Annotated in this window: 20 protein-coding genes; 9 read left to right on the forward strand and 11 right to left on the reverse strand. The window is 73.9% G+C overall.

The window, feature by feature from the left end; genetic code table 11:
* Positions 1 to 82: 82 nt before the first annotated feature.
* From G5C65_RS07985 to G5C65_RS08005, 5 genes are all read right to left on the reverse strand, one after another.
* The gene (locus tag G5C65_RS07985) at positions 83 to 1954 is read right to left on the reverse strand and encodes an ABC-F family ATP-binding cassette domain-containing protein (RefSeq protein ID WP_165297946.1); all 1872 of its coding nucleotides are present in this window, start codon (positions 1952 to 1954) and stop codon (positions 83 to 85) included.
* Positions 1955 to 2073: 119 nt separating this feature from the next.
* A complete protein-coding gene (locus G5C65_RS07990; RefSeq protein WP_165297947.1) occupies positions 2074 to 2928 on the reverse strand; it encodes an EamA family transporter in 855 nt (284 codons plus the stop codon).
* On the reverse strand, positions 2925 to 3443 hold the full coding sequence (locus G5C65_RS07995) for a YbaK/EbsC family protein (RefSeq protein WP_165297948.1): 519 nt from the start codon (positions 3441 to 3443) through the stop codon (positions 2925 to 2927). Before G5C65_RS07995 ends, G5C65_RS07990 begins: the two co-directional genes overlap by 4 nt.
* Before the next feature lie 64 nt (positions 3444 to 3507).
* Complete coding sequence (locus tag G5C65_RS08000; protein ID WP_206441365.1) at positions 3508 to 5163, reverse strand: penicillin-binding transpeptidase domain-containing protein; 1656 nt, start codon at positions 5161 to 5163, stop codon at positions 3508 to 3510.
* A 309-nt stretch (positions 5164 to 5472) separates the two neighbouring features.
* Positions 5473 to 7209, reverse strand: a complete 1737-nt coding sequence (locus G5C65_RS08005) for a dolichyl-phosphate-mannose--protein mannosyltransferase (RefSeq protein WP_165297949.1) — start codon at positions 7207 to 7209, stop codon at positions 5473 to 5475.
* A 50-nt stretch (positions 7210 to 7259) separates the two neighbouring features.
* Between G5C65_RS08005 and rsmI the strand changes: the two genes are divergently transcribed.
* The 6 genes from rsmI (at position 7260) to G5C65_RS08035 (ending at position 12966) form a co-directional block, all read left to right on the forward strand.
* Positions 7260 to 8105 carry a 16S rRNA (cytidine(1402)-2'-O)-methyltransferase gene (rsmI, locus tag G5C65_RS08010; RefSeq protein WP_165297950.1) on the forward strand — a complete coding sequence of 282 codons (846 nt, stop codon included), beginning with the start codon at positions 7260 to 7262 and terminating at the stop codon, positions 8103 to 8105.
* A 212-nt stretch (positions 8106 to 8317) separates the two neighbouring features.
* Positions 8318 to 8575 (forward strand): hypothetical protein, encoded by a 258-nt coding sequence (locus tag G5C65_RS08015; protein ID WP_165297951.1) that lies wholly within the window; start codon positions 8318 to 8320, stop codon positions 8573 to 8575.
* Positions 8576 to 8620: 45 nt separating this feature from the next.
* The gene (locus G5C65_RS08020; RefSeq protein ID WP_165297952.1) at positions 8621 to 9460 is read left to right on the forward strand and encodes a TatD family hydrolase; all 840 of its coding nucleotides are present in this window, start codon (positions 8621 to 8623) and stop codon (positions 9458 to 9460) included.
* Positions 9461 to 9602: 142 nt separating this feature from the next.
* Positions 9603 to 11042 (forward strand): ubiquitin-like domain-containing protein, encoded by a 1440-nt coding sequence (locus G5C65_RS08025; protein WP_338146278.1) that lies wholly within the window; start codon positions 9603 to 9605, stop codon positions 11040 to 11042.
* Positions 11043 to 11155: 113 nt separating this feature from the next.
* Entirely contained in the window at positions 11156 to 12022 is an 867-nt protein-coding gene (gene rsmA / locus G5C65_RS08030; protein WP_165297964.1) for a 16S rRNA (adenine(1518)-N(6)/adenine(1519)-N(6))-dimethyltransferase RsmA, read from the forward strand.
* Entirely contained in the window at positions 12019 to 12966 is a 948-nt protein-coding gene (locus G5C65_RS08035; protein WP_165297953.1) for a 4-(cytidine 5'-diphospho)-2-C-methyl-D-erythritol kinase, read from the forward strand. The genes rsmA and G5C65_RS08035 overlap by 4 nt, the downstream gene beginning before the upstream one ends.
* A 52-nt stretch (positions 12967 to 13018) precedes the next feature.
* On the opposite strand, the gene G5C65_RS08040 is transcribed toward G5C65_RS08035, so the two are convergent.
* Positions 13019 to 13252 (reverse strand): hypothetical protein, encoded by a 234-nt coding sequence (locus G5C65_RS08040; RefSeq protein WP_165297954.1) that lies wholly within the window; start codon positions 13250 to 13252, stop codon positions 13019 to 13021.
* A gap of 245 nt (positions 13253 to 13497) precedes the next feature.
* Here G5C65_RS08040 and G5C65_RS08045 point away from each other — a divergent pair, with 245 nt between their 5' ends.
* Entirely contained in the window at positions 13498 to 14991 is a 1494-nt protein-coding gene (locus G5C65_RS08045; RefSeq protein WP_165297955.1) for a helix-turn-helix domain-containing protein, read from the forward strand.
* Here the strand turns inward: G5C65_RS08045 and G5C65_RS08050 are convergent, their stop codons facing one another.
* The 4 genes from G5C65_RS08050 to G5C65_RS08065 all read right to left on the reverse strand — a co-directional run bounded on the left by G5C65_RS08050 (position 14992) and on the right by G5C65_RS08065 (position 19277).
* On the reverse strand, positions 14992 to 16242 hold the full coding sequence (locus G5C65_RS08050) for a serine hydrolase domain-containing protein (RefSeq protein WP_165297956.1): 1251 nt from the start codon (positions 16240 to 16242) through the stop codon (positions 14992 to 14994). It abuts the gene before it with no gap.
* Between the two features lie 59 nt (positions 16243 to 16301).
* Positions 16302 to 17078: an ATP-binding cassette domain-containing protein gene (locus tag G5C65_RS08055; protein ID WP_165297957.1), complete on the reverse strand. Its 777-nt coding sequence runs from the start codon at positions 17076 to 17078 to the stop codon at positions 16302 to 16304.
* Positions 17075 to 17839 (reverse strand): cobalt ECF transporter T component CbiQ, encoded by a 765-nt coding sequence (gene cbiQ, locus G5C65_RS08060; protein WP_165297958.1) that lies wholly within the window; start codon positions 17837 to 17839, stop codon positions 17075 to 17077. Before cbiQ ends, G5C65_RS08055 begins: the two co-directional genes overlap by 4 nt.
* 313 nt (positions 17840 to 18152) lie before the next feature.
* On the reverse strand, positions 18153 to 19277 hold the full coding sequence (locus G5C65_RS08065; RefSeq protein WP_165297959.1) for an energy-coupling factor ABC transporter permease: 1125 nt from the start codon (positions 19275 to 19277) through the stop codon (positions 18153 to 18155).
* A gap of 455 nt (positions 19278 to 19732) precedes the next feature.
* Between G5C65_RS08065 and G5C65_RS08070 the strand changes: the two genes are divergently transcribed.
* On the forward strand, positions 19733 to 20146 hold the full coding sequence (locus G5C65_RS08070; RefSeq protein ID WP_165297960.1) for an SsgA family sporulation/cell division regulator: 414 nt from the start codon (positions 19733 to 19735) through the stop codon (positions 20144 to 20146).
* A gap of 65 nt (positions 20147 to 20211) precedes the next feature.
* Here the strand turns inward: G5C65_RS08070 and G5C65_RS08075 are convergent, their stop codons facing one another.
* Positions 20212 to 22464 carry an MMPL family transporter gene (locus G5C65_RS08075; protein WP_165297961.1) on the reverse strand — a complete coding sequence of 751 codons (2253 nt, stop codon included), beginning with the start codon at positions 22462 to 22464 and terminating at the stop codon, positions 20212 to 20214.
* A 199-nt stretch (positions 22465 to 22663) separates the two neighbouring features.
* Between G5C65_RS08075 and G5C65_RS08080 the strand changes: the two genes are divergently transcribed.
* Positions 22664 to 24262, forward strand: a 1599-nt coding sequence (locus G5C65_RS08080) for a S41 family peptidase (protein WP_420903290.1), incomplete at its 3' end; no start/stop codon positions are given.

Genomic DNA, 24262 nt, shown 5'->3' on the forward strand with positions numbered 1-24262 from the left:
GCGGGGGGACAGGGGGCTGTGACATAGGAGTTCCCAAGGGCTGAAGGGGCCATTCTTTCTACCACCGCCACCTGCGCGGTTGTCATGCCCCCTCGGTCTCGGCCAGCTCCAGCCAGCGCGTCTCCAGCTCCTCGTGCTGCTCGGCGAGTTCCCGCAGCGTCGCGTCCAGCCCGGCGACCCGCTCGAAGTCCGTCGCGTGCTCGGCCATCTCGGTGTGCAGCGCGGCCTGCCGCTGCTCGACCTTCTCCAGCTGCCGCTCGATGCGCTGCATCTCCTTCTGCGCGGCCCGCGAGAGCCCGGCGGGCTTCCCGGTCCCCGAACCGGCCCCGGTTCCGGAGCCGGGACCGGAACCGGAACCGGTCCCGGAGCCGGAGGCCGGCGGCGCGGCGGAGGGCGGCGGCGCGGCGCGCGCCCGCTCCCGGCGCTCCAGGTACTCGTCGATGCCGCGCGGCAGCATCCGCAGCGTCGCGTCGCCCAGCAGCGCCAGCACCCGGTCCGTGGTCCGCTCGACGAAGTAGCGGTCGTGCGAGATCACCACCAGCGAGCCGGCCCATCCGTCGAGCAGGTCCTCCAGCTGGGTCAGCGTCTCGATGTCGAGGTCGTTCGTCGGCTCGTCGAGGAAGAGCACATTGGGCTCGTCCATCAGCAGCCGCAGCAGCTGGAGCCGCCGCCGCTCGCCGCCGGACAGATCGCCGACCGGCGTCCACTGCTTCTCCTTGACGAAGCCGAACCGCTCGCACAGCTGGGACGCCGTCATCTCGCGCCCCTTGCCGAGGTCGACGCGGGAGCGGACGGCCTCCACCGCCTCCAGCACCCGCAGCCCCGGGTCCAGCTCGACGACCTCCTGGGAGAGGTACGCCAGCTTGACCGTCTTGCCGACCTTGATGTGCCCCGCCGCGGGCTGCCGCTCCCCCTGCGAGTACGCCGCGTCCGCGAGCGCCCGCAGCAGCGAGGTCTTGCCCGCGCCGTTCACCCCGACCAGCCCGACGCGGTCCCCGGGCCCGAGCTGCCAGGTCAGATGCTTCAGCAGCACCTTCTCCTCCGGCGGGGTGCCGGCCTGCACGGTCACGCCCTCCAGCTCCAGCACCGTCTTGCCCAGCCGGGAGTTGGCGAAGCGCATCAGCTCCTGGCTGTCGCGGGGCGGGGGCTCGCCCTCGATCAGCGCGTTGGCGGCCTCGATCCGGAACCGCGGCTTGCTGGTACGGGCCGGGGCGCCGCGCCGCAGCCAGGCCAGCTCCTTGCGCATCAGGTTCTGCCGCTTGGTCTCCTCCTGCTGCGCGATCCGCTCGCGCTCGGCGCGCGCGAAGACGTAGTCGGAGTACCCGCCCTCGTACTCGTGGACGGTGCCGCGCTGCACGTCCCACATCCGGGTCGCCACCTGGTCCAGGAACCAGCGGTCGTGCGTCACGCACACCAGCGCCGAGCGGCGCGCGCGCAGATGCCCGGCCAGCCAGGCGATGCCCTCCACGTCGAGGTGGTTGGTGGGCTCGTCCAGCACGACCAGGTCCTGCTCGGCGATGAGCAGCTTGGCGAGCGCGATCCGCCGCCGCTCGCCGCCGGACAGCGGCCCGATGACGGTGTCCAGGCCGTGCGGGAAGCCCGGCAGGTCGAGGCCGCCGAACAGGCCGGTCAGCACATCGCGGATGCGGGCGTCGCCCGCCCACTCGTGGTCCGCCATGTCGCCGACCACCTCGTGCCGCACGGTGGCCTGCGGGTCCAGCGAGTCGTGCTGGGTGAGCACGCCCAGGCGCAGCCCCGAGGAGTGTGTGACGCGGCCCGCGTCCGGCGGCTCCAGTCCGGCCAGGATCCGGATCAGCGTCGTCTTGCCGTCCCCGTTCCGGCCGACGACACCGATACGGTCGCCCTCGCTGACGCCGAGCGAGAGGGCGTCGAGCAGAGCGCGGGTGCCGTACACCTTGCCGACGGCTTCCAGATTGACGAGGTTGACTGCCATAGTTCTCCTGTGCGGCGGGCTGATCAGCGTCCCAGGGTAGTCCGGACGGGGCACCCTCCGACGCCCCGCACCCGGCACCCCGTACCCGGCATCCGGCATCCGGCATCCGCCCGGCGGGGTCACCCCGAGCCGGGCTGGTGGAGCATCAGCGCTATCCCTCCCACCATCAGCACGGCCGCCGCCGTGCGGGGCCAGCCGAACCGCTCCTTGAGGAACAGCGCCCCGATCGCGGCGCCCGCGATGATCGACGACTCCCGCAGCGCCGCCACCGGCGCCAGCGGCGCCCGCGTCTGCGCCCACAGCACGAGTCCGTACGCGACGGCCGACAGCACCCCGCCGAGCGCCCCGCGCGCGGCGACGGGCCTGAGCTGCGCGGCGAGCGCGCGGCGCCGCGTGGCCAGCGCGTAGAGCGGGATGGGCGTGCCCTCCAGCAGCATCAGCCAGGCCGTATAGCTCAGCGAGGAGCCGGAAGCGCGCACCCCCACGCCGTCCACGACCGTGTACGAGGCGATCGCGAGCCCCGTCGCGACGGCCGCCCCCAGCGCCGGCCAGTGCGGCGTGCTCCCCCACATGCCCCACAGCGCGACGCCCACCAGCCCGGCGGAGGCGACCAGCACTCCGGTGAGCTGCCAGGCGTCCGGCCGCTCGTGCAGGAACACGGCCGCGAGGACGGTCACGACGAGCGGCGCCGTGCCCCGTGCGATCGGGTACATCTGCCCGAACTCGCCGAGGCGGAACGCCCGCATCAGCAGCGACATGTACAGCACGTGCAGCGCGGCCGAGCCCAGCAGGGCCGGCCAGGCGCCGGCCGCCGGGAGCGGGACGAAGCAGGCCAGCACCGCGCCGCTGACCGCGCCGCCCGCGCCGACCAGGGTGAAGGCCAGCAGCTGGTCGCGGATGCCGTGCGCGATGGCGCTCCAGCTGGCGTGCGTCAGCGCGGCGGCCAGCACCGCCGCGACGACGAGCGGGGTCACGCGGTGTCGCCGCCGGTGGCCTCGCGGACGTCGACCAGCGTGCCGCGGGCGTACTCGACCAGCTTCCCGGGCGGGAGGGGGAAGACGGTGTGCGGGGTGCCCGCCGCGGCCCACACCACGTCGTGCGCGAGCAGCCCGCGGTCGGCGAGCACCCGCAGCGGGGTGACGTGGCCGAAGGGGGGTACGCCGCCGATGGCGTACCCGGTGGCGGCCCGTACGGCGGCGGCGTCGGCGCGCCGGACGGGGTCGCCGGCGCCGAGGGCCGCGCGCACCCGGTCGAGGTCGACGCGGGACGAGCCGTCCATGAGAACGAGCAGCGGCCGGTCCTCGCCGGCCTGGAAGACCAGGGACTTGACGATCTGGCTGAGCCGGCAGCCGATCGCGTCGGCGGCCTGCTGGGCGGTGCGGGTCGCCTCGGGGAAGGTCCGGACCTCGACGTCGGCCAGGCCGAGGGTGGCCAGCGCCTTGGCGAACCGGGGGTGGGCTGCTGCGTTCTCGGGGTGCTGCTCGGTCATGCGGGCGACGGTACCCGTGCGGGCCCGCCCCCCGCGACGCGGTTTCGCGGTGCGCGGCGGGGGCTCAGCCCGCGGCTTCCAGGACCTTGCGGACGACGGGGCCCGCGTTGTCGCCGCCGTGTCCGGACGCCGGGACGACCGCCGCCGCCGCGACATCGCCCTGGTACGCCGTGAACCAGGCGTTCGGCTTCTTCTGGCCGTCCACCTCGGCCGACCCCGTCTTGCCCCCGATGTCCCCGCTGAGCCCCGACATCGCCTCGGCCGCCGTGCCGCTCGTCGCGGTCAGCTTCATCAGCGCCTTGAGGTCCTTCGCGGCCGACGGCTTCAGCGCCCGGGGCGCCTTCGCCAGGGTGCGGTTGTCCAGCGAGGCGGGCACGATGACCGGCTGCTTGAAGCTGCCGCTCTGCGCCGTCGCGGCCACCGAGGCCATGGTGAGCGGGTTCATCCGCACCGCGCCCTGGCCGATGAGGGAGGCCGCCATCTGGGCGTCGGACTGGACCGGGACGGCGCCGTCGAAGGTGCCGGTGCCCGTCTGCCAGTTGAGGCCGATGCCGAAGACGTCCCGGGCCTCCTTCGTCAGGTCGTCGTTCTTCAGCTTCTTCGCCTGGGAGATGAAGGCGGTGTTGCAGGAGCGGGCGAAGCTCTGCGAGAAGGTGCCGTTCTTGATCTCGAACTTGTCGAGGTTCTGGAACTTCCAGCCGCCGTACGTCTCGTACTTGGGGCACGGGTGCGGCTTGCCCGGTGCCGCCAGGCCCTTCTCCAGCAGCATCGCGCTACTGACCACCTTCATGGTGGAGCCGGGTGCGAGGGAGCCGCGCAGGGCGCTGTTGAAGCCGGTGGCCGGGGAGTTGGCGACGGCGAGGATCTCGCCGGTGCTGGGCTTGACCGCGACGACGGACGCCTTGCCCTTGCTCTTGACCGCCTTCTCGGCGGCGATCTGGGCCTTCTTGTCGAGCGTGGTCTTCAGCTCGCCCGGCGTCGGCGCCGAGAGCTGGCGCAGGGTGACGCCCTGGTCCTTGCCCTTGGCGTCGACGACGCGGGTCTTGATGCCGGCCGAGCCGTCCGTCTTGTCGCCGTACCGCTTGCCGAGGTCGTCGATGATCGCGGCGAGCGCGGGGTGGTCGTCCTTGCCGAGCGGGGCGCCGGAGCGGTCCACGGCCTTGACGGGCGGCTTGCCCCTCTCGTCCGTCCGGATGGACTGCCCCTTCTTCAGCTTCGGGTGCAGCACCGAGGGCTTCCAGTCGACGACGGCCTCGCCGGTGGTCTTGTCGCGCACGACCTCCAGCGCGGAGGTGTAGTCGAGAGTGGCGCGCTGCGACTTGTAGGAGACCGTCGCGGTGACGGCGTAGGGGACCTTGGCGCCCTTCGCCGCGTGCGGCGTCGTGGCGACGCGGGTGAACTTGCCCTGCGTGCGCAGGCCGCGCAGCGCCTTGCCGGCGGCGGCCTTGTCGTCGGTGAGCGCGGCCGCCTCGCGGGGCTCGCCCGCGGCCCAGGCGGCGAGGAACTCCTTGGCGGTGGCGCGGACCTCCTCGGCGCTGGGCGGGCCCGTCTTGATCTCGTCGTCAGGGCCCTTGCCGTCATCGGGCGCGCCGACGGAGCTCTTGGTGCCGTCCCCTTCGCTGTCGTCGCCGCCGACCATGGCGTACACGCCGACGCCGGTGAGCCCGACGACGACGGCGGCCACGCCGCCGATCACGGCCATCTTCTGACTGTCACGCATGCGAGTTCTCTGCCCCTCCGCCCCGCCCCGGCCGTCCCGGCCGGGGACCTGTGCGAGGCACCCTATGGCACACCTGTGACGGCCCGTGTCCCGGTATGCACGTTGAGCCCCATTTCCCGGTGATGTGCGACTTGGAATTCACCGTTTCCGGGGGTTTGCGTACTGGACGGGAACCGGTAGTGGTGTGCCGCCAGATACCTCTGACGCCTGCGCAGACGAGAGTTGCGGGACGCCCGGTTCCGCACTGCGGGAGAAATGTGGCACAGATGTGCCCGGAGCGTGTGTCCAACGCCCCCTGGGGGCACGCTGCTAGATCCAGGTGTCGAACCACATGCGGTCGCGCCAGGCGTCCATGGGGATCGTCTGGCCGGTGTAGATCGGCCAGAAGAAGATGAAGTTCCAGACGATCAGCAGACAGACGACTCCCACCGCGATCACCCCGGTCGCCCGGCGCCGCTCCGTCACCCCCGGCGGCCCGGCCAGCGCTCCGGCCGCCATCGCCAGCGCCAGGCAGAGGAACGGCAGGAAGACGACGGCGTAGAAGAGGAAGATCGTGCGCTCCTGGTACAGGAACCAGGGCAGATAGCCGGCCGCCACCCCGCACAGGATCGCGCCCGCGCGCCAGTCGCGCCGCAGGATCCAGCGGTACAGCACGTACAGCAGCGCCACGCACGCCGCCCACCACAGCACCGGCGTGCCCAGCGCCAGCACTTCGCGGGCGCAGCCGCCCTGGTCGGTGCAGCCGTCCTGGCCCGCCTTGGGGGACTCGTAGAAGTACGAGACGGGGCGGCCCAGCACCAGCCAGCTCCAGGGGTTGGACTGGTAGGTGTGGTGCGAGGTGAGGTTGACATGGAAGTCGTACACCTCGCTCTCGTAGTGCCACAGGCTGCGCAGCGGGCCGGGCAGCCAGCCCCAGGAGCCGCCGGCGCCCTGCTTGTCCGCCCAGTCCCGGAAGTAGCCGCCCGAGGTGGCGAACCAGCCGGTCCAGGAGGCGACATAGGTGCCCAGCGCGACCAGCGGCAGCGAGACGAACGCCCAGGGCGCGTCCCTGCGGAGCATCGCCAGGAACGGGCGCGGGGCACCGGCTGTCCGGCGCGATCCCATGTCCCACAGCACCGTGAGGAGGCCGAAGGCCGCCAGCACGTACAGCCCGTTCCACTTCGTCGCGAAGGCGAGGCCCAGACAGAGCCCGGCCGCCAGCCGCCAGGGGCGCCATCCCAGGCCCAGCCGCTTGCCCACGTCCGGGTCGGGGCGCAACTCGCCGCCCTGTTCCGGGAGCGCTCGGGCCAGCCGTTCGCGGGTCTTGTCCCGGTCGACCAGCAGGCAGCCGAACGCCGCCAGCACCCAGAACATCAGCACCAGGTCGAGCAGCGCGGTGCGGCTCATCACGAAGTGCAGCCCGTCCACCGCCAGCAGGCCGCCCGCCAGGCAGCCGAGCGCCGTGGAGCGGAAGAGCCGGCGCCCGATCCGGCACAGCATCAGCACCGACAGCGTGCCGAGCACCGCCGTCATGAACCGCCAGCCGAACGGGTCCAGCCCGAACAGCCACTCCCCCATCCCGATGACCCACTTGCCGACCGGCGGGTGGACGACGTACGAGCCGTCCGGCGACAGCGGGATCTTCTGCGGGTCGGCGAGGATCTGCTCGTTCGCCTTCTCCGCCCAGGTCCCCTCGTAGCCGTACTGCCACAGGGACCAGGCGTCCTTCGCGTAGTACGTCTCGTCGAATATCACCGCGTGCGGCGAGCCGAGCCGCCAGAACCGCAGCACGCCCGCGACGAGCGCCACCAGCAGCGGCCCGCCCCAGCCCGACCAGCGGGCCAGCCGGGCCACGGTGCCGGGCGCGAGGCCGAAGACGGCGGCGAGGCGCGGCTGCGGCCCCGGGAACGGAGGGGTCAGCCGGTCCCGCACCCCGCCTCGGGTCCGCGGCGTGTAGCCGAACCTGCGCAGTCTCGCCTGCCAGGTCGGCAGGGGGTCCTGGCTGTCCGGGCCGCCCAGGGCACGGTCGGGGTCCGCCGCTGTGTCGCTCGTCGTCACGCGGGCCATCGTAGGGATAGCCGCTGTGGGTGTGCTGGGCGCGCTGCGACCATGGAGGGGTGACAGGAACGCTCGTACTCGCCGGAACGCCCCTCGGGGACCCCTCGGACGCGCCGCCCCGGCTGGGGGAGGAGCTGGCCGCGGCGGACGTCGTGGCCGCCGAGGACACCCGCAGGCTGCGCCGCCTCGCCCAGGAGCTGGGGGCCCGGCTGCCGGGCCGGCTCGTGTCGTACTTCGAGGGCAACGAGGCGGCGCGGACGCCGGAGCTGGTCCGGGAGCTGGCCGGCGGCGCCCGGGTGGTCCTGGTGACGGACGCGGGGATGCCCTCCGTCTCGGACCCCGGCTACCGGCTGGTCGCCGCCGCGGTGGAGCGCGGGATCCGGATCACGGCGGTGCCGGGCCCCTCGGCGGTGCTGACGGCGCTGGCGCTGTCCGGGCTGCCGGTCGACCGGTTCTGCTTCGAGGGCTTCGTGCCGCGCAAGCAGGGCGAGCGGACGGCCAGGCTGCGGGAGGTCGCCGAGGAGCGGCGCACGCTGGTCTTCTTCGAGTCGACGCACCGGGTGCGGGCCACGCTGGAGGCGATGGCCGAGGTGTTCGGCGCGGACCGGCCGGCGGCCGTGTGCCGGGAGCTGACCAAGACGTACGAGGAGGTCAGGCGCGGCCCGCTGGGGGAGCTGGCGGCCTGGGCCGCGGACGGGGTGCGGGGCGAGATCACGGTCGTGGTGCGGGGCGCGGAGGCGGCCGCGGGCACGGCGGACCCCGGCGAGCTGGTGCGGCGGGTCGCCGTACGGGAGGACGCGGGCGAGCCCCGCAAGGCCGCGATCGCGGCGGTGGCGCGGGAGTGCGGGGTCCCCAAGCGCACCGTCTTCGACGCGGTGGTCTCGGCGAAGCACGCCCAGGGCTGACGGGGCGCCCCGTCCGGGGTGCCGTCGCTGTGCCGGGAGCCGGGTAAAGGATTAGCGTATAAAAGCAAAGGCCCGCAAAGTCAGAAACGGTCCTCTCGGCCCCTCGGGCACGCGGACTCAAAATCTCCCCCAACAATGGGAAAGAGGTGCTGCCTTCCCATCGGAGTGGGAGTCCACTGGGAAGTGGCCGCCCGGCCGAGAGAGGAGCTGCCATGAGGGAAGCCAGCAGCACAGCACACGAGGCGTACTCGTTCGCCTGCATGAAGTGCGGTTACGGATGGGAGCAGGGGTACGAAATAAAGCACCTGGAATATGCCGACGGGCGTCCGCTGATCGTGTATTACGCGGATGGCGAGCGTGTTCCCTCCCCCCTCACGAACCCCACCTGCCGCAATTGCGAGGGGCATGTGGTGCGCATCATGCGATCGGGACGGGTTTCCAGTGCTGAGGCGGCGCTTCCGCCCCACTGACACCGCCGAGTCCGGGCGCGCGGTGGCGCGCCTATCATCGCCGGTATGCCGTCAGAACGTTCGACAGACCGGGCCGACCGCGCGGCGCCGCCGCTGCCCGAGCCCCTCCGCGTCCCCGTGGCGGACTCGCACACGCACCTCGATATGCAGGACCCCACGGTGCCGGAGGCGCTTGAGGCGGCGTCCTCCGTCGGAGTGACGACGCTGGTGCAGGTGGGCTGCGATCTGGAGCGCTCGCGCTGGGCCGCCGAGACGGCCGCCGCGTACGACGGCGTATGGGCCGCGGTGGCGCTGCACCCGAACGAGGCGCCCCGGCTGCCCGGCGCGGAGCTGGACGAGGCGCTCGCCGGGATCGAGAAGCTGGCGGCCCTGCCCCAGGTGCTCGCGGTCGGCGAGACCGGGCTCGACTACTACCGCACCGGCGAGGACGGCGTCGCCGCCCAGCAGCGCTCGTTCCGCGAGCACATCGCGCTGGCCAAGCGGCTCGGCAAGGCCCTGGTCATCCACGACCGCGAGGCGCACGCGGACGTGCTGCGCATCCTCGACGAGGAGGGCGCGCCCGAGCGCACCGTCTTCCACTGCTTCTCCGGCGACCGCGCGATGGCCGAGGCGTGCGCCGCCGAGGGCTACTTCATGTCCTTCGCCGGGAACGTGACGTTCAAGAACGCGCAGCCGCTGCGGGACGCGCTCGCCGCGGCCCCGCCGGAGCTGCTGCTGGTCGAGACCGACGCCCCGTTCCTGACCCCGGCGCCCTACCGCGGACGGCCTAACGCGCCGTATCTCGTTCCGGTCACGGTCCGGGCGATGGCCGCGACCCGGGGCATGACGGAGGAAGCCCTGGCCACCCACCTCGCCGCCAACACGGCGCGCGCCTTCGGCTACTGACGGGTCCCGGCAGCGGGCAGGGTAGCCGCTGCGACACAGAGTGGTCGAGCCGCTTGGGAGAGTGACGACCGCTCCGCTACAGTCCCCCGCCGCCGGGCCTGTCCGACAGGCTCTCAAGGGCCGGACCGCTGGGAGTGACGCCGTGAGCCAGTCGCAGGAGAGCGCGGGAGCGGGCGCGGGCACGATCCTGCCCCCGTCGCGGTACGAGGCGTACGGGGAGGCGTACGAGAGGGACGCAGGGCACGCGCCGTACGACGGGCCGTACGGCGCGGAGGGACCCTGCGGGCCCGACGGCCCGTACCAGGACCCCGCCGGATACGACGGGCACGACGCATACGACCGGTACGACGGGGGTCCGGAGTCCGGGGCCCGCGTACCGGCCGCCCGGCAGGAACCCGCGCCGGCGGAGGGCGGCCGGGCCGCGGCGCGCCGGGCGGCCCGCTCCCGCCGCAGCGCCGAGCGCCCCGAGGTGTTCCGCAAGCTGCTGCCGCAGGCGCTGGTCGTCGCGTTCCTGGCGGGCGGCACCTCGGCGTTCGTGGCGTACGACAAGTCGGTCACCCTCGACGTCGACGGGAACGAGCGCACGCTGCGCACCTTCGCGGGCGATGTGGAGGAGCTGCTGGACGACGAGGGCGTGGAGCTGGGCCGGCACGACGCCGTCACCCCCGCGCCCGGCGAACGGCTGGCGGACGGCGACGAGGTCGACATCCGCTACGGGCGCCCGCTCCGGCTCACCCTCGACGGGGAGCAGCGGCGGGCGTGGACGACGGCCCGCACGGTGGGGAGCGCGCTGCGCGATCTGGGGGTGCGCGCCGAGGGCGCGCGGATCTCGGCCCCGCGCTCTGCGCCCATCGGGCGGCAGGGCCGGGCGCTGGAGGTGTGGACGGAGCGCAGCGTCACCTTCCTCGCGGACCGCCGGGAGCACACCGTGCGGACGAACGCCTCGACCGTCGGCGAGGCGCTGCGCGAGGCGGGCCTCACCCTGCGGGGCAGCGACACCGCCTCGGTCCCCCTCGGCAGCGTCCCGCGCGACGGGCAGACCGTCTCCGTGCTGCGGATCGACCACGGGAAGAAGGTGCGCGAGCAGCGCATCCCGTACGAGACGGTGCGCCGCGAGGACCCGGAGCTGCTGAAGGGCACGGAGGTCGTGGCCCAGCAGGGGCGTCCGGGGCTGCGCAGGATCACCTACCGGGTGCGCGTCGTCAACGGCGTCAAGCAGAAGCCGAAGCGGACCGGCGACGAGGTGGTGCGCGAGCCCCGCACCGAGGTGATCAAGGTCGGTACCAAGGAGCGGCCGAAGCCGAAGCCCGCGGCGGGCGGCGGCGGGGGCGAAGGCGGCGGCGACGGCCTGGACTGGAACGCGCTCGCGCAGTGCGAGTCCGGGGGGCGTGCGAACGCGGTGGACCCCTCGGGCACCTACGGCGGGCTCTACCAGTTCGACACCCAGACCTGGCGCGGCCTCGGCGGCAGCGGACGCCCGCAGGACGCGTCGGCGGCCGAGCAGACGCAGCGCGCACGGAAGCTGTACGTCTCCCGGGGGGCGAGCCCATGGCCGGTGTGCGGCCGTAAACTGTCGCGGTGAACGCAGCACCGCCCTCCCCAGACGCCGGTCCCGGCGCCGACCCGGATGCCGTACCGGACTCCGGCCCGGACGCCGTACCGGGCTCCGGCCCGGACGCCGTACGGGACGCCGCCCTGCTCGGCCCCGCGGACGTCCGCGAGCTGGCCGCGGCGCTGGGCGTGCGGCCGACCAAGCAGCGCGGGCAGAACTTCGTCATCGACCCGAACACCGTGCGGCGGATCGTGCGCGCCGCCGGTGTGCGCCCGGACGACGTGGTGCTGGAGGTCGGCCCCGGGCTGGGCTCGCTGACGCTGGCGCTGCTCGGCGCCGCACGGCGGGTCACGGCCGTGGAGGTGGACGACACACTCGCCGCCGCGCTGCCCGCGACCGTGCGCGCGCGGCTGCCGGAGCGCGCCGAGGGGTTCGCTCTGGTGCACGCGGACGCGCTGCGCCTCACCGAGCTGCCCGGCCCGCAGCCCAGCGCGCTGGTCGCCAACCTCCCCTACAACGTGGCCGTCCCGGTGCTGCTGCACCTGCTGGCGGCGTTCCCCGGCATCGAGCGGACGCTGGTGATGGTGCAGTCCGAGGTCGCCGACCGGCTCGCGGCCGGACCCGGCTCGAAGGTGTACGGCGTGCCGTCCGTGAAGGCCGCCTGGTACTGCGAGGTGAAGCGGGCCGGAGCCGTCGGGCGGAACGTCTTCTGGCCCGCGCCGAACGTGGACTCCGGGCTGGTCTCGCTCGTACGCCGGACCCGGCCGCCCGCCACCCGCGCGAGCCGGGACGAGGTGTTCGCCGTGGTGGACGCGGCGTTCGCGCAGCGGCGCAAGACGCTGCGGGCCGCGCTGGCCGGGTGGGCGGGCTCCGCTGCGGCGGCCGGGGAGGCGCTGGAGGCGGCGGGGATCGACCCGCGGGCGCGCGGCGAGTCGCTCACGGTCGAGGAGTTCGCGGCGCTCGCGGAGCACCGGCCGCGCCCATCGGAGAACGGGGAGGGGATCAGGTGACCGGCAGCGTCACCGTCCGGGTACCGGCGAAGGTCAACGTCCAGCTCGCGGTGGGCGGGCGGCGCCCGGACGGCTTCCACGACCTGGCGAACGTCTTCCTCGCCGTCGGCCTCCACGACAAGGTCACCGCGAGCCCGGCGGACCACCAGGACGACCGGGGCGGCGCGGGCGGGCCGCGCCTCACCGTCTCGGGCCCGGACGCGGACCACGTCCCGCTCGACGACGGCAACCTCGCCGTCCGCGCGGCCCGGCTGCTGGCCGAGCGGCACGGCCGGGACCCGGGAGTGCGGCTGCACATCGCCAAGGACATCCCCGTCGCGGGCGGGATGGCGGGCGGCAGCGCGGACGCCGCCGGCGCGCTGCTGGCCTGCGACACGCTGTGGGGCACCCGCACCCCGTACCCGGAACTCCTCGCGCTCTGCGCCGAGCTGGGCTCGGACGTGCCGTTCAGCCTCGCGGGCGGCGCGGCGCTGGGCCGGGGGCGGGGCGAGCTGCTGGAGCCGCTGGAGACCGGCGGGACGTTCCACTGGGTGTTCGCCACCGCGGACGGCGGCCTGTCCACCCCGGACGTCTACCGCACGTGCGACCGGCTGCGGGAGGCGGCGGGCGGCGGCGCGACCGTGGAGAGCGTGCCGGACCCGGAGCCCTCCCTCGCGCTGCTCGACGCGCTGCGCAGGGGCGACGCGGCGGCGCTCGCGGGCGAGCTCGCCAACGATCTGCAGCCGGCGGCCGTCGCGCTCCGCCCCGCGCTGAACGCGACGCTGGAGGCGGGCCTGGCGGCCGGTGCGCTGGCGGCGCTGGTCTCCGGCTCCGGACCGACCTGCGCGTTCCTCGTGAAGGACGCGGAGGCGGGCACGCGGACGGCGCAGGCCCTGCGGGCCTCCGGCACCTGCCGCACCGCGCGCCCCGCCTCCGGCCCGGTGCGGGGCGCCGAGGTCGTCTGACCCGCCCAGCCGCACGGGGCCGGGGCGGGCTCCGGACCGGGCCCGCGTCCCCTCAGCGGATGCGGGCGGTCCGCGCCCCGCTCTGCCGGTAGGTGGCGAAGGTGCCCTCGTCGGCCCTGAGGGCGCCGGACAGCACAAAGGTGGCCAGCCTGCCGACGGAGCCCCTGCCGGACGTGCCGTCGGCCCCGTCGGCGTTCCGGCCCCCGCCCTGACACGCGGCCAGGGGCAGTGCCGTGGCCAGCGTAGTGGCGACGTACAGTGCGAGCTGGCTGCGTGTGGCGATCATGGCAGGCGGACCCCCGGTCGATGCGTACGTGGTACCGCAGGGCGGAGGCTCGGCCTCGACGCCGCGGCGTGACCGCCACACTCCCCGGGCCGGCGCCCGACCGGCAACACCTTTCCGCCCGTTTGGGACGTGGGGACGCCCGTATCGCCTCCGATCTGCGAAAAGACGGGCGGCCTGGGATGCGTGCCAGGGACACATGAGATGCTGGCGCGGCAGTGACGTCCAGCGGGGAAGAAGAGTTCGGGATGACACCAGCAGAGGGGGCGGACTCCTTCGCAGCCATGCTGCGGGAGCTCAAGGACCGGACGGGGCAGAGCTACGGCGTGCTCGCGAAACGGATGCACGTCAGCACCTCCACGCTGCACCGCTACTGCAACGGCGACGCCGTACCGCACGACTACGGCCCCGTGGAGCGCTTCGCACGGCTGTGCGGGGCACAACGCGGGGAACTGGTCGAGCTGCACCGCCGCTGGGTCCTGGCCGACGCGACGCGCGGCACGGCACGGCGCACGGCGGAAACCGCGAACGCGGAGGCCGCCGCACCGGATGACTCGGCTCAGCCGTCAGGGGCCGCGCCCGGCAACGAGCAGCAAGGGGCAGCCCCTCCCCCGCAGGCCCAGGAGGCCCAGGAGGCCCCGCCGGAAGCACCGAACCCGCCCGGCCCGCCGTCCGACCCGCCGCCCGGGAAACCGGACGGGGAGCCGGACGGGGAGCCGGACGACGACGGGGAACCGGCCGTCTCCGTCGGCGCGGCGAGCGCACCGCGCCGCCGGCTGCCCGGCAGACGCCCGCTGCTCGCGGGTGCGGTCGCCGCTGCGGCGGTCGTCACCGTGGCCGTCGCCGCCACCGTCGGCTCGGGGTCGCCGGACGACGGCCGCGGCGGCGAGAGCGGCACCGCGGCGCACCGGCCCGGCCCCGGCGCCGGGCCCGAGGCCGGCGGCACGGCCTCCGCGCCCGCCTCCCCCTCCCCGTCGAAGGCAGCGAAGGGGCAGCAGGGCGGGGAGAAGGCGGCGCAGGGCGAGGCGAGCGCGTCGGCCGGCAGCACGCCGTCCGGCGGCGGCCGGGGCGAGCGGGACGGCTCGCGGTCCTCGTCCTCACCGGGCTCCGGCGGGGCCGACACGCCGCCGGTGTCGCTGAGCGTCCGCCCGTACGCCTGGGACGAGCAGAAGTGCCAGCAGACGTTCCTCATCAACCGCGCCCCCGGCCATATGCCGGGCCTCCCGTCCGATGACATGACCACCTGGGCCCGGGGGCTGGGCGGGGTGGACGCGAAGAAGACCCGGATCGGCGTGACCGTGCGCGGCACCGGCAAGCGGCCGGTGGTCCTGGAGGCGCTGCGGGCCAAGGTCGTCAGCCGCGGCCCGGCGCTGGCCTGGCGGCACTACGACCCGGGGATCGGCTGCGGCAGCGGCGTCACCCCGGCGTCGTACGAGATCGGGCTCGACAACGTCACCCCGCAGGTCAAGCCCGTGCAGGGCTGGCACCTGGACAAGCGGACCCCCGCCAAGCCGTTCCCGCTCAAGGTGACCGCCGACGACCCGGAGGTGCTGGCCGTCACCGCCGGCGCCGCGAACTGCGACTGCCGCTGGTATCTGGAGCTGGACTGGAGCAGCGGCCGGAACAGCGGGACGATGCGCATCGACGACGGCGGCAGCCCGTTCCGCACCAGCGGCGTGGCCGACAAGGACACCTACAGCTACTACAGCGACCCGGGGCGCTGGCAGCTGGAGAAGCCCTGATCAGCCGCTCGCGGCCGCCCGGAGTGCCCGCAGCACGGCCTGCGGCCGGGGGTCGTTCGTGACGGACTTGTGCATCGTGCCGGTGACATAGGCGAACGCGGTCCCCGACTCGGGGTCGGCGAAGCCCAGCGAGCCGCCCCGGCCCGGGTGGCCGAAGGAGCCGGGCGCGAGCATCGGCGCGGCCGGGCCGTGCAGCATGAAGCCCAGCCCGAACCGGGTGGCGACCACCAGCACCCGGTCCGGTCCGCTGGACTCCTCCGAGCGGGCCTGGGTGAGGGTGGCCGGGGTGAAGAGGCGCGGGCCGCCGTCCGGCAGCGGGGCGATCAGCGCGGCGTAGAACCGGGACAGCGCCCGCGCGGTCCCGATCCCCGCGGAACCGGGCAGCCCGGCGGCGCGGTAGGCGGGGTCGTTCTCGTCGGGGCCCGGTGCGATGGCGCCGAAAGCGCGGCTGGTGAGGGAGTCCGGGTCGGCGTAGGCCCCGGCGACGGACTCCCGGGGCCGGGTGCGCAGCCCGCCGCGCGGGGGCGGCGGTGCGGGCACGTACGCGATCCGCGCCACGCGTCCGCTCGTCTCGATCCGCTCCGGGAGGCCCAGCCAGAGGTCCAGCCCGAGCGGCCGGGCGATCTCGTCGTCGAACCAGCGTCCGATCGTCCGGCTGCCGCCGGTCACCCGCCGCACCAGCTCCGCCAGCAGCCAGCTGTAGGTGTGCGGGTGGTAGCCGTGGTCGGTGCCGGGCCGCCACACGGGCCGCTGCGCCTGGAGGGCCCGCGGGCCGCTGACCCCGTCCACGGCCCGCGCGGGGGTGAGCGGGGTGTCGAGCACGGGCAGCCCGGCGCGGTGCGCGAGAAGCTGCCGCACCAGCACCCGGTCCTTGCCGTGCGCCGTGAACTCGGGCCAGTACGTGCCCACCGGCGCGTCCAGGTCCAGCTGGCCGCGCTGGTGCAGCAGATGGAGTACGGCGGCGGCCGGGCCCTTCGTCGCGGAGTGCAGCACGACGGGGGTGTCGGCCTCCCACGGCGCGGACTCGGGGTCCTCCGGGTCCCGCACGCCGCCCCACAGGTCGACGACCTTCCGCCCGTGCCGGTGCACGGTCACGGCCGCGCCGGTCTCGCCCCGCTCGCGGAAGTTCCGCACGAAGGCGTCCCGCACCGGCTCATAGCCCTCGGCCACCGTGCCGTGCACAGCGGCCTCGGCACCGGCACCGGCACCGGCCCCTGGCACGGCCTGGCTCCCGACTCCGACCTCAGCCACGCTTCCTTCGCTCCCGTCCGCCTGCGCGCGCTCTGTCCTGTCCTGCGCGCTCCATCGTCCTATGCCCCCGGCACGGTCACGGAGCGGGGGTCGAAACCGAACGGCAGCTCCAGCCGGTGGGCGCGCATCAGCGCTGGGTCGGACAGCAGCTCGCGGGTGTCGCCGTCGGCGGCGATCACCCCGTCGCCGAGGACGACGGAGCGCGGGCACAGCTCCAGCGCGTACGGCAGGTCGTGGGTGACCATCAGCACGGTGACGTCCAGGGAGCGGATGAGGTCGGCCAGTTCGCGGCGCGCCGTGGGGTCGAGGTTGGAGGAGGGCTCGTCGAGGACGAGGATCTCCGGGCGGGTGGCGAGCACGGTGGCGACGGCGACCCGGCGGCGCTGGCCGAACGAGAGATGGTGCGGCGGCCGGTCCGCGTACGCCGCCATCCCGACCCGCTCCAGCGCCTCCCGCACCCGCGCGGCCAGCTCCGCGCCGCGCAGCCCGGCCGCCGCGGGCCCGAACGCCACGTCCTCCCGCACGGTCGGCATGAACAGCTGGTCGTCCGGGTCCTGGAAGACGATGCCGACGCGCCGACGCACCTCGGCGAGGTTCGGCTTGGTGACCGGCAGCCCGGCGACCGCGACGGACCCGGCGCCGGGGGTGAGGATGCCGTTGAGATGCAGCACGAGGGTCGTCTTGCCCGCGCCGTTCGGCCCGAGCAGGGCCACGCGCCGGCCGCGCGGCACGGTCAGCTCGACGCCGAAGAGCGCCTGGTGTCCGTCGGGGTAGGCGTAGGCGAGCCCGCTCACCCGCAGGGAGGGCGGCGGGGCTCCGGGGTTCTCAGCAGTCACAGGTTCCACCCCAGCAGGCAGATGACGAGAGCGGACAGGGGCAGTGCGGCGGAGCGCGCCCAGGCGGCACGGTCGGCGCCGCCGGTGTCGAGGGTCGGCATGACCCCGTCGTAGCCCCGGCTGAGCATCGCGAGGTGCACCCGTTCCCCGCGCTCGTAGGAGCGGATGAACAGCGCTCCCGCCGTCTTGGCCAGCACCCCCCACTGGCGCGGGCCGCGCGCCTCGAAGCCGCGTGAGAGGCGGGCGATCCGCATCCGGCGCAGCTCGTCGGCGACGACGTCCCCGTAGCGCACCATGAACGACGCGATCTGGCACAGCTGAGCGGGCAGCCGCAGCCGCTGGAGCCCGGTCAGCAGCTCGTCGACGCGGGTGGTCGCGGCCAGCAGCACGGAGGCGGCGACCCCGAGCGTGCCCTTGGCGAGGATGTTCCAGGCGCCCCACAGGCCGGAGGCGGACAGGGAGAGGCCGCCGGGCACGGTGACCCGCTCGCCCTCGGCCACGAAGGGGAGCAGCAGCGCGAACGCGACGAACGGCACCTCGATCAGCATGCGTTTGAGTACGAACACGGGAGGGGTGCGGGCCGTCGCGGCGACGGCGGCGAGCAGCGCCGCGTAGCCGCCGAACGCCCACACCGCCTCCCGGGGGGTCGCGACGACGACCAGGACGAAGGTGAGGACGGCCGCGATTTTGCAGTGCGCGGGGAGGGTGTGGACGGCGGATTCGCCCGCCCGGTAGAGCCGGTGCGCATGTCCCGCGCCCATGGGCGCCCTCCTTCGTCCGGTGCGGTTCGGTGCTGCGGGGCGGCGGGTGCCGGGGTGCGGGTGCCGGGCTGCGGATGCCGGGCTGCCCCGTCCGGTCGTCGGCCGTCCGCGGGTCTGCCGTGGTTGGTCGCGCAGTTCCCCGCGCCCCTTCGGGGCGCCTCCTTCGTGACGGGGCCCTTCAGGGGCGCGGGGCTCGTGTCCATTGCGGCTTCGCCGCGGGGCGCGCGCAACCACAGAGCACCCCGCAGCCTGCGGGGCACGGGCAGGGGCAGCCCCTGCCCAGCAGGGCCCGGCCGATGCGGGGCACCGGGCGTCAGGGGGATCCCTCGCTCCCGGAACTCCGCCGACGCCGGCGGAGGACCAGGAACGTGCCCGAGCCCACAGCCAGCGTCGCGCCCACCCCGATCACCCCGGCGAGGCCCACGGAGAGCCGGCCGTTCGCGATGTCCCGCACTCCGTAGTCCGCCAGCGGCGAGTCCTTGGCCGCGTGGTCCTCCTCCTGCTCGTCGATGCCGTTGTCGGCGGCGACCTTCTCCAGCCCGTCCGGATACGCGGAGGCGTAGAAGCTGACGCCGCCCGCGCAGATCACCGCCGCCGCGAGCCCGGCGAGCCACAGCCGCCGGGTCGAACGGCGCGGGGCGGCAGCGGGCTCCGAACGCACCGGCTCCGACACCGACGGTTCCGGCTCCGACACCGGCTCCGGCACCGACGGCTCCGGCACCGGCTGCGGCTCGCCCGCCGGTGCCGCCGCGACCGGCGAGGTCCGCAGTTCCAGCCGCACGGCGAGCCGGTCCCGCGCCGCGAACACGAGGTCGGGCCGTGCCGCCGCCACCGCGCCCACCGTCAGCGCGGTGATCGCCGCCTCCCCGATCCCGATCAGCACATGGACGCCCACCATCGCCCCGAAGACCTTCCCGAGGGAGACGTCGGCGGTGCCGCCCAGCGCGTACAGCGCCCAGAACGCGACGGCGGCCGCGGGCACCGAGACCAGTGCCGCGGCGAACGACGCGGCCGTGACCGGGCCCCGGCCGCGCGGCAGCACCCGGATGAGCGCGCGGAACAGCCCGTACGCGACGAGCACCGTCACCACCCCCATGTCGAGGATGTTGACGCCCAGCGCGGTGAGCCCGCCGTCCGCGAAGAGCAGCGCCTGCAGCAGCAGGACGACCGCGATGCAGAGCACCCCGGTGTACGGCCCGACGAGGACCGCGGCGAGCGCTCCGCCCAGCAGATGGCCGCTGGTTCCGGCGGCGACGGGGAAGTTGAGCATCTGGACGGCGAAGACGAAGGCGGCGACGAGCCCGGCGAGGGGTGCCGTGCGCTCGGCGCCGCCCAGTTCCCTGCGGGAGCCCCGGAGCGAGACGGCGACGGCCCCGGCGGCGGCGACCCCCGCTCCGAGGGAGACGGGCGCGTCAATGAATCCGTCAGGCACGTGCATGACAATGAGCTCCGCTCGGCAGAGTCGTGAACATGACCTTCAGGGGGTGACCAAATGAAAATAGCAGCCACCTGCAAACGGTGTGCAAGACTCCGTCAGCGGAGCGGCAGGCGCCCGAAGCACAGGGGCCCGAGCACGACGATCGACGTACGCCCGCGTGCATTCCCCGGCCGCACGCCGGGTACCCCGGACCCGTCCGCGGCCCCTCCGCCGGACTCCTCGGACCGCCCGGCACCTTCCGGCTGTCTGGTCATGACAAGAGCTCCAGCGCAGCCGGAGAGAACTTTAGACAGGGAATGACCGGTTTGCGAGTGGCTTGGATCACATCCAGCTACGCTGTGGTACACCTCACCCGCTCATCCGGGTGACTGTCACGCCGCGCCGCGCGTCTGAGTAGGCGTAGGGGCAGCCCGGAACCAGTGGGGCCGGGGGTCCCCGACCCAGAGGGAGCAGACGTGTCACAGGTCATCGAGCACAACGTGAAGGCGCAACTCATCACCCGGCCGCCGGCGACCCGGCCGCTCGCCGCCACCCTCCACTACGACCCGGCCGACCCGCTCGCCGTCCGTATCCTCTTCCCCTCCGACATCTCCCTCGACGGCGGCGATGTGGCCTGGACGTTCTCGCGGGACCTGCTGGACGCGGGGCTGCGCGGGCCCGCCGGGGAGGGTGACGTGCACGTCTGGCCCTGCGGGCTGGAGCAGACGGTCATCGAGCTGCACGCGGGCGAGGGAGTGGCCGTGCTGGAGTTCCGCAGCGCGGACCTGTGGGGATTCCTGCGCTGCGCGTACGACGCCGTCCCGGTCGGTCGCGAGGACGCCCACCTGGATCTGGAAGAGGCCCTCGCCGCCCTCCTCGGCAACGTCTGAGGGAGCGCAGCAGGGCCCGCGAGTGCCGGCCACCCGAGAGGGCGGCCGGCACCTCACTTCTCACTTCACACTCCCGTACGCTCCGGTGCCCGCTGCGCCGGAATCGTCGCGGCGGGCCGCTCCCTCGCACCGTCCTCCAGGTGGTGCCGCAGCTTCTCGCCCTCGACGTCGACGTTCGGCAGGATCCGGTCCAGCCACTTCGGCAGCCACCAGGCACGCCGTCCGAGCAGCGCCAGCACGGCGGGCACGATCGCCATCCGCACCACGAAGGCGTCGAACAGGATCGCGATGGCGAGGCCGAAGCCCATCATCTTGATCATCGCGACCGAGGCCCCGATGAAGCCCGCGAAGACGCTGATCATGATGATGGCCGCGGCCACGACGACCCGGGCGCCCAGCCGGAAGCCGGAGACGATCGCCTCGCCGGGGCTCTCCCCGTGGACGTACGCCTCGCGCATCCGGGTCACGAGGAAGACCTCGTAGTCCATGGCGAGGCCGAAGATGACCCCGATCATGAAGATCGGCATCATGCTCATGATCGGGCCGGTCTGCTCCACCCCGATCAGGCTGGCCGCCCAGCCCCACTGGAAGACCGCGACGACGGAGCCGAGCGCCGCCAGCACGGACAGCAGGAAGCCGAGCGCCGCCTTCAGCGGGACCAGCAGCGAGCGGAAGACCAGCATCAGCAGCACGAACGCCAGACCGACCACCAGCGCCAGATACGGGACCAGCGCGTCATTCATGACCTGCGAGAAGTCGATGGTGACGGCCGTCGCGCCGGTGAGGTAGAGCGAGGCGCCGGTCGCGGACTTGATCGCGCCCGACTCGTCGCGGATGTCGCGGACGATGTCCTCGGTCTCGGCGTCGCCGGGCCCGGTCTTGGGGACGGCCGTGAAGGTCGCCGTGTCGCCGGCCTTGTTGAACGTCGGCTCCGTGACCGCGACCACGCCCTTGACCTTGGAGACCCGGTCCTTGACCTCCTGGGCCGCCTGCTGGGGGTTGTCGCTGCTGTCCACCTCGATGACGCCCATCAGCGGGCCGTTGAAGCCCGCGCCGAAGCCGTCCGAGAGCATGTCGTACGCCTTGCGCTGCGTGGTGTGCTTCGGCTCGTTGCCCTCGTCGGGGAAGCCGAGCTGCATGCTGCCGACCGGGATGGCCACCGCGGCCAGGGCCAGCACCGCGGCCCCCAGGATGAGCCGCGGACGGCGCAGCACGAGGCGGGCCCAGCGGACGCCCAGCTTCGGCTTCTGCCCCTCGGCGCCCGCGGCCGGCGGCACCCCGGTGGCGGGGTTGGCCTTGCGCACCCGGCGGCCGAAGATCCGCTTGCCGACGATGCCGAGCGCGGCCGGGACCAGCGTCAGGGCCACCAGCACCGCGATCACGACCGTGCCGGCGGCGGCCATACCCATGCGCGTCAGCACCGGGATGTTGACGACCGACAGGCCGACGAGCGCGATCACGACCGTCAGACCGGCGAAGACCACGGCGGAGCCGGCCGTGCCGACGGCCCGCCCCACCGCTTCCTCGCGGTCCCGGCCCTCGGAGAGCTCGGCCCGGTAGCGGGAGGCTATGAACAGCGCGTAGTCGATGCCGACCGCGAGGCCGATCATCATCGCCAGGGTGCTCGTATCCGAGGACAGATTGAGCGTGGTGGCGAGCGCGGTGATCGACATGATGCCGATCATCACGCCGATCAGCGCGGTGATCAGCGGCAGTCCGGCCGCGATCAGCGAGCCGAAGGTCAGGATCAGCACGATGGCGGCGACGGCGATACCGAAGATCTCGGTACTGCCCATATCGGGCTCCACGAAGAGGGCGTCACCGCCGGTCTCCACGGTCAGCCCGGCCTTGCGGCCGTCCTCGGCCGCCGCCTTGATCTTGTCCTGCGTCGCGTCGGTGACGTCGTTCGCGGGCACCTTGTACTTGACCGAGGTGTACGCGACCTTGCCGTCGTCGCTGATCGCGCCGCTGCCCTTGGCGAACGGGTCCGAGACCGAGTCGGCCTGGCCGCCCGACAGGTCCTGCAGGGTCTCCTTGACGGCGGCCCTGTTGTCGGTCGCCGTGATCTTCTCGCCGTTCGGGGCGCGGAAGACCATACGGGCCTCCGCGCCGTCCGCGTTCGCGGCCGGGAAGCGCTCATCCAGCAGGTCGAACGCCTTCTGGGCCTCCGTACCGGGCAGCGCGAAGTCGTCCTCGGGTGGTGACGAGGCGGTGGAAGCGCCTGCGATGGCGGCGGCCAGCAAGGCCACCCAGGCCAGCGCGAAGAGGCGGCGGCGCCGGAAGGCGAGCCTGCCTAGCTTGTAGAGGAATGTTGCCACGAGAGAGGTTCTCCGGTCTCGGTATGGACGGGGGTGTTCGGGATCGGGGTTCCTCGGCACTCGCGCAGGCGCGACTACCAACCGGAATGACAGCTCATGTCATTCGACGCAGTCTCGCACTGAAAGGATGAGCGATTCGTCGGATTATGGTCTAGGTCACAACTTGCCGCACCCCAATTCCCCCCGAACCATGGGATAGGTGACCGACGAAGGCGCCTACCTCCGATACCCGCACCTCCACGGCGACCTCATCTGCTTCGCCGCCGAGGACGACCTGTGGATCGCCCCGCTGCGCGCCGGACGCGCCTGGCGGCTGACAGTGGACCGCACCCGGATCAGCCATCCCCGCTTCTCCCCTGACGGGCAGCGTATCGCCTGCGTCACCTGGCGCAGCCTGGACCCGGAGATCTATCTCGTGCCCGTCCGGGGCGGCCCGTCCCAGCGGCTCACCTACTGGGGCGCGGGCGACACCCGCGTCCGCGGCTGGACCCCCGAGGGCGACGTGCTGGCCGTGGCCTCGCACGGCCAGCCCTTCTCGTACTACTCCTGGGCCTACCGCGTCCCCGTCGACGGCCCCTCCGGGCCCGGTGCGGCGGGCAGCCAGCTGCCCTGGGGGCCGGTCGCCGACATCGCCGTCGCCGAACAGGGCGGCGAGCGCCGCACATTGCTGCTCAGCGGCAGGCCGCCGCACGAGCCGGCGGCCTGGAAGCGCTACCGGGGCGGCGCCATGGGCCGCCTGTGGCTGCACGGCACCCGGCTGCTGCCCGACCTGGAGGGCCATCTGGACTGCGCGATGTTCGTGGGCGAGCGGATCGCGTTCCTCTCCGACCACGAGGGCGTCGGCAACCTCTACTCCTGCTGTCCCGACGGCTCCGACCTGCGCCGGCACACCGACCACGACGCGTTCTACGCCCGCCACGCCGCGACGGACGGGCGCCGCGTCATCTACCAGTGCGCCGGCGAGCTGTGGCTCGTCGACGACTTCTCCCACACGGCGAAGCCGCGCCGCCTGGACGTCCAGCTGGGCGGCCCGCGCGCCGGCCGCCGCCCGTACCAGGTCCCGGCCGCTGACCACCTGGACTCGCTGGCCGTCGACACGACGGGCCGCGCCAGCGCGGTGTGCGTACGCGGCAGCCTGTACTGGCTCACCCACCGCGACGGCCCGGCCCGCGCCATCGCCGACGAGCCGGGCGTGCGGGTCCGGCTCCCCGAGATGCTCGGCGACACCGGGCGGATCGCGTACATCACGGACGCGGAGGGGGAGGACGCGATCGAGGTCGCGGACCTGCCGAGGGCGTCCGGCCCGCGCCGCCCGGTGCGGCTGGCCGCCGGCCGGCTGGGGAGAGTCCTGGAGCTGGTCTCCTCGCCGGACGGCGAGACCCTGGCGGTGGCCTCGCACGACGGCGCCCTGCTGCTGGTGGACGTCGGGCAGACGGAGGAAGCGGACCCGCGCTCCGGCGTCACCGAGCTGATCCGCTCCCTCAACGGCCCGGTCCACGACCTCGCCTTCTCGCCGGACTCCCGGTGGCTGGCCTGGGCCCACCCGGGCGTGGGCCGCTCCCTCTCCCAGATCAAGATCGCCAAGATCACCGAGTCGGCCGCGATCCTGGACGTCACCGACGGCCGGTTCGAGGACGAGCAGCCCGTCTTCACCCGGGACGGCCGGTTCCTCGCGTTCCTCTCCTGGCGCGGCTTCGACCCGGTGTACGACGTGCACACCGGCGACCTCTCCTTCCCCCTCGGCTGCCGCCCCTACCTCGTCCCGCTCTCCTCGGCGACGCTCTCCCCCTTCGCCCTC

Source organism: Streptomyces boncukensis, assembly GCF_011045075.1.
In the GTDB taxonomy this organism is placed as follows: domain Bacteria; phylum Actinomycetota; class Actinomycetes; order Streptomycetales; family Streptomycetaceae; genus Streptomyces; species Streptomyces boncukensis.